Origin of the sequence: Streptomyces sp. NPDC002044 (assembly GCF_040296725.1) — a bacterium.
Taxonomy (GTDB): Bacteria; Actinomycetota; Actinomycetes; order Streptomycetales; family Streptomycetaceae; genus Streptomyces; species Streptomyces antarcticus.
The window spans coordinates 1-4,429 of the sequence record NZ_JBEOXU010000265.1 but is presented as its reverse complement, the minus strand read 5'-3'; the positions used below and the strand labels follow the sequence as shown (position 1 = coordinate 4,429).

The 4,429-nt window shown below is 74.7% G+C and carries 4 protein-coding genes; 3 read left to right on the top strand and 1 reads right to left on the bottom strand.

Translation table 11 applies throughout. From position 1 onward, the window contains the following. Window positions 1–31: 31 nt before the first annotated feature. Window positions 32–1,222: an MFS transporter gene (locus ABT106_RS31170; RefSeq protein ID WP_351284203.1), complete on the top strand. Its 1,191-nt coding sequence runs from the start codon at window positions 32–34 to the stop codon at window positions 1,220–1,222. 72 nt (window positions 1,223–1,294) lie between these two features. Here the strand turns inward: ABT106_RS31170 and ABT106_RS31165 are convergent, their stop codons facing one another. Further along, entirely contained in the window at window positions 1,295–2,485 is a 1,191-nt protein-coding gene (locus tag ABT106_RS31165; protein ID WP_351284201.1) for an epoxide hydrolase family protein, read from the bottom strand. A 63-nt stretch (window positions 2,486–2,548) separates the two neighbouring features. Between ABT106_RS31165 and ABT106_RS31160 the strand changes: the two genes are divergently transcribed. Further along, on the top strand, window positions 2,549–3,559 hold the full coding sequence (locus ABT106_RS31160) for a helix-turn-helix transcriptional regulator (RefSeq protein WP_351284198.1): 1,011 nt from the start codon (window positions 2,549–2,551) through the stop codon (window positions 3,557–3,559). A 171-nt stretch (window positions 3,560–3,730) separates the two neighbouring features. After that, the coding region (locus ABT106_RS31155) for a hypothetical protein (RefSeq protein WP_351284196.1) at window positions 3,731–4,429 on the top strand (699 nt) is incomplete at its 3' end.

Here is a 4,429-nt window from a genome sequence, read left to right as displayed (position 1 = left end):
CGCGGTGGGGCGCGGCGTTACCGTCGGCGGCATGGACGATGATCACCGGGGCTGGCGCCCCTGTGTGCTCGCCGCCGCGGTGTTCGCCGTGTGCATGGCCGGCACCACGCTGCCGACCCCGCTCTACGGCCTCTACCAGGAGAAGTTCGGGTTCTCCGAGCTGACGGTGACGGTCGTGTACGCCGTGTACGCCTTCGGGGTCATCGGGGTGCTGCTGCTGGCGGGCAACGCCTCGGACGCCGTGGGCCGGCGTCCGGTGCTGCTCGCGGGCCTGGCGTGCGCGACGGCGAGCGCCGTCTGTTTCCTGTGCGCCACCGGGCTGGGGTGGCTGTACACGGGCCGGCTGTTGTCCGGCCTGTCCGCCGGTCTGTTCACCGGGGCCGCCACCGCGTACGTGATGGAGCTGGCGCCGTCCGGCGGCGCCTCCCGGGCCACCTTCGTGGCGACCGCCGCCAACATGGGCGGCCTGGGCTGCGGTCCGCTGCTCGCCGGACTACTGGCGCAGTACGCGCCCTGGCCGCTGTACCTGCCGTTCGTGGTGCACCTCGTCCTGGTGGCCGGGTCGGCCGCCGTGCTCCTGTGGCTGCCGGAGACCGTACGGGAGCTGCGCCCGCTGAGCACGGTGCGACCGCAGCGGCCCGGCCTGCCCGCGCAGGTGCGGTCGGTGTTCGGGCCGGCGGCGATCGCCGCGTTCGTGGGGTTCGCGCTGTTCGGGGTGTTCACGTCGGTCAGCCCGGCGTTCCTCGCCCAGTCCCTGGACGTCCACGACCGGGCCGTGGTCGGGCTGATCGTCGCGCTGGCCTTCTTCGCCTCGACCGCCGGGCAGCTCGCGGTCGGCCGGATCGGAGTGGGGCGCTCGCTTCCGCTCGGCTGCGCCGTACTGCTCGCCGGGCTGGCGCTGCTCGCGGGCGCGCTGTGGTGGGACCTGCTGCCGCTGGTGGTGCTGAGCGCCCTGGTCGGCGGGGCCGGGCAGGGCCTGGCGTTCCGCGGGGCGCTGTCCGCGGTGGCCGGGGCCGCTCCTCCGGACCAGCGGGCAGCGGTGATCTCGACGCTGTTCGTGGTGGCGTACACCGGGATCTCGGTACCGGTGATCGGGGTCGGCGTGCTGTCGGGCCCGATGGGCCTGGAGGGGGCGGGGCTGGTGTTCATCGCCTGCATGGCCGTCCTGGTCACGGCCGCGGGCGCCTACCTGCTGCGGCGGCCGGTACCCGCCGCCACCTGATCCCGTACGCCGGCGCCCGAGCCCGTCCTCCCGGGGACGGGCTCCGCCCCGGCGCCCCGGCGCCTCCCGGCGCTACGCGTCGCGGGCGAGGGCGGCGAAGAACGCGCGGACGTCCTCGACCAGCAGGCCGGGCTGCTCCAGGGCGAGGAAGTTCCCGCCACGCTCGAACTCGGTCCAGCGCACGACGTGGTGGTCGCGTGCGGCGTACCGGCGGATCGCGACGTCGGTGGGCAGGGCGACGGCCACGGCGGTCGGGACCGTTCCGGGGTCCTTGGGTGCCCAGGCGGCGGGGTCGTGGGCCGTCTCGTAGTAGAGGTGGGCGGAGGACGCGGCGGTTCCGGTGAACCAGTAGACGCTGACGTTGGTCAGCAGGGTGTCGCGGTCGACGGCGTCCTCGGGGAGTTCGTTCGCGGGGTCCGTCCACTCCTTGAACTTCTCGACGATCCAGGCGAGCTGGCCGACCGGCGAGTCGTGCAGGGCGTGGCCGACGGTCTCGGGGCGGGTGGACTGGATGGCGTTGAAGCCCATCTTGTCGTCGCGGAAGTCCTGGAGGCGCTGGAGCCGCGTCTGCTCCGCCTCGGTGAGGCCCGCGAAGTCGGCGGGGTCGTCCGAGGGAAAGGTGACGAGGCCGTTGAGGTGGACCCCGACCACGTGGCCGGGGTCGATCCGGCCCATCTCCCCCGCGATCCAGGCACCGCCGCCGTTGCCCTGCACTCCGTACCGTCCGTAGCCCAGCCGGGCCATCAGGGTGGTGAACGCGCCGGCGATCCGGCCGGTGGTCCAGCCGGTGGAGGTCAGCGGACCGGAGAAGCCGATGCCGGGCGTAGAGGTGACGACGACGTGGAAGTCCCGCGACAGCGCCTCGATGACGTCTGTGAACTGGACGAACGAGCCCGGCCAGTCGTGGATCAGGAGCAGCGCGACGGCGTCGGGGTCGGCGGAGCGGACGTGGGCGAAGTGGATGTCCTGGCCGTCGATCTCGGTGAGGTACTGCGGGAACGCGTTCAGCCGGGCCTCCGCCGCGCGCCAGTCGAATCCGTCGGCCCAGTAGGCGGCCAGGTCCTTCAGATACGGGACGGGGACGCCGCGCTCCCAGCCGTCCACGCCCGGGACGCCGGTGCCCCAGCGGGCGCGGGTCAGGCGGTGGCGCAGGTCGTCGAGGTCGCTCTGCGGGACGTCGATCCGGAAGGGCCGGATGCGCTCGGGGGCGGTGTCGGCGGGGGCGGCGACGGGGGCGGCCTGGGCGTTGCTGTGGGTGTCCATGGGGGAAAGACTAGGATCCCTATAGGAACGGTTCCTTCCTAATGAGCGGGAACGGTGGGTCGCATGCTCGAAACCTCCGCACGCCTCCTCAGACTCCTCTCGCTGCTCCAGTCGCCGCGCGAGTGGCCCGGTTCCGAACTCGCCGAGCGCCTCGGCGTGAGCGGCCGGACCGTGCGCACCGACATCGAGCGCCTGCGCGAACTCGGCTACCCGGTGAGTGCCACCCGCGGCTCGGCCGGCGGCTACCGGCTGGCGGCCGGGGCCGCGATGCCTCCGCTGCTGCTGGAGGACGACGAGGCGGTCGCGGTGGCCGTGGCCCTGCGCACGGTCGCACAGGGCGCGTTGTCCGGGGTGGAGGAGGTCTCGCTGCGTGCGCTGGCCAAGCTGGAACAGGTACTGCCGTCCCGGCTGCGGCGCCGGGTGCGGGCCCTGCAGCAGTACACGGCGCCGGTGCCGGCCGACCGGCCCTCGCCGGCCGTCGACTCCGAGACGCTGATGACGCTGGCGGCGGCGTGCCGGGACCGCGAGCGGTTGCGCCTGGACTACCGCGACCACGCGGGGAATGCGACCCGGCGGCTGGTGGAGCCGCAGCGCGTCGTCAGCTGGGGGCGCCGCTGGTACCTCGTGGCCTGGGACGTCGACCGCGACGACTGGCGCCTGTTCCGGGTCGACCGCCTGACGCCCCGTACCCCGGCCGGCGCCCGGTTCGCGCCCCGCGAGGACCCGGAGGGCGACGCCGCCCGGTACGTCGCGGGCAAGGTCTCCGCCGCCGCGTGGCGGCACCGGGCCCGGGTGACCGTACACGCGCCGGCCGCGGCCGTCCTGGAGCGCGTCAACCCGGCGGTGGGGGTGGTGGAGGCGGTGGACGCCGGCACGTGCGTGCTGGACACCGGGGCCGATTCGCTGGACAGTCTCGCCGTGCACCTCGGGATGCTCGGATACGAGTTCACGGTGACCGGTCCGCCGGAACTGGTGGCCCACCTGGAGGAACTGGCGGGACGGTACTCCCGGTCGACGCGCCCGCCGTCGCCTCCGGGGCCGGCTCCGCGGAAGTCCCCGTTCGCCGGACGTTGAAGGTCTCGGCCCACCGGGTAGGCAGTCGGGTGGAGCGGCGGGGCACCGCCCTCCGGCCGACGCGCCCCGCACCCTGGCACTCCGCTCAACACGCATTCCACCAAGGGAAGTTGTCCGGACGTGCGCACGACCGTGCGCGGCTCGAGAGGCTGGTGCGAGGATGAGCCCGCCATGAAGCCGGGCCGCTGTCTCCGCGCGTTACGGGCTGCGATGTTCGCGGCCCTCTGTGTGCTGCTCGCCGTCACCGGCCACCTCCTCATGTCGGGGATGGCGGTGCCCTGGTGGGCGATGGGCGCCGGGTTCGCGGGCACGGCGGGTACGGCCTGGGCGCTCGCGGGCCGGGAGCGCGGACCGCTCGCCGTCAGCGCGGTGGCCGTCGCCGTCCAGGGGGTGCTCCACGCGGCGTTCTCCCTCGCCCAGTCCCTCGTCCACCCCTCCCTGCCGACCGGGACGTCACTGGCCCGCCAGTGGGCCGAGTACGTGACCTGCGGCAACGGGGCGCGGACCGCACTCGGCGGCCCGGCGGCCCGCCCGCTCGCGGAGTCCGCCGCCCACGCGCACCACGCCGGCCTTCACGAGCAGGCGTCCGCCCTGGCCGCGGGCGGCGCACTGCCGGGTACCACACTGCCGGGCGGCGGCCACGGGGTGACGGCCATGTCACCGGCCGGGATGCTCACCGCCCATCTGCTGGCGGCGGTGCTGTGCGGCCTGTGGCTGGCGTACGGGGAGCAGGCCGCGTTCCGCGTGCTGCGCGCGCTCGCGGGGTGGCTCCGGACACCGCTGCTCCTGCTGTTCGGCCGGGCCGCCACCCCGCACCGGCCCCGCGTCCTCGTCCGCCGCACCCGCCAAGACCGCGCGCCGCGGCGGCTG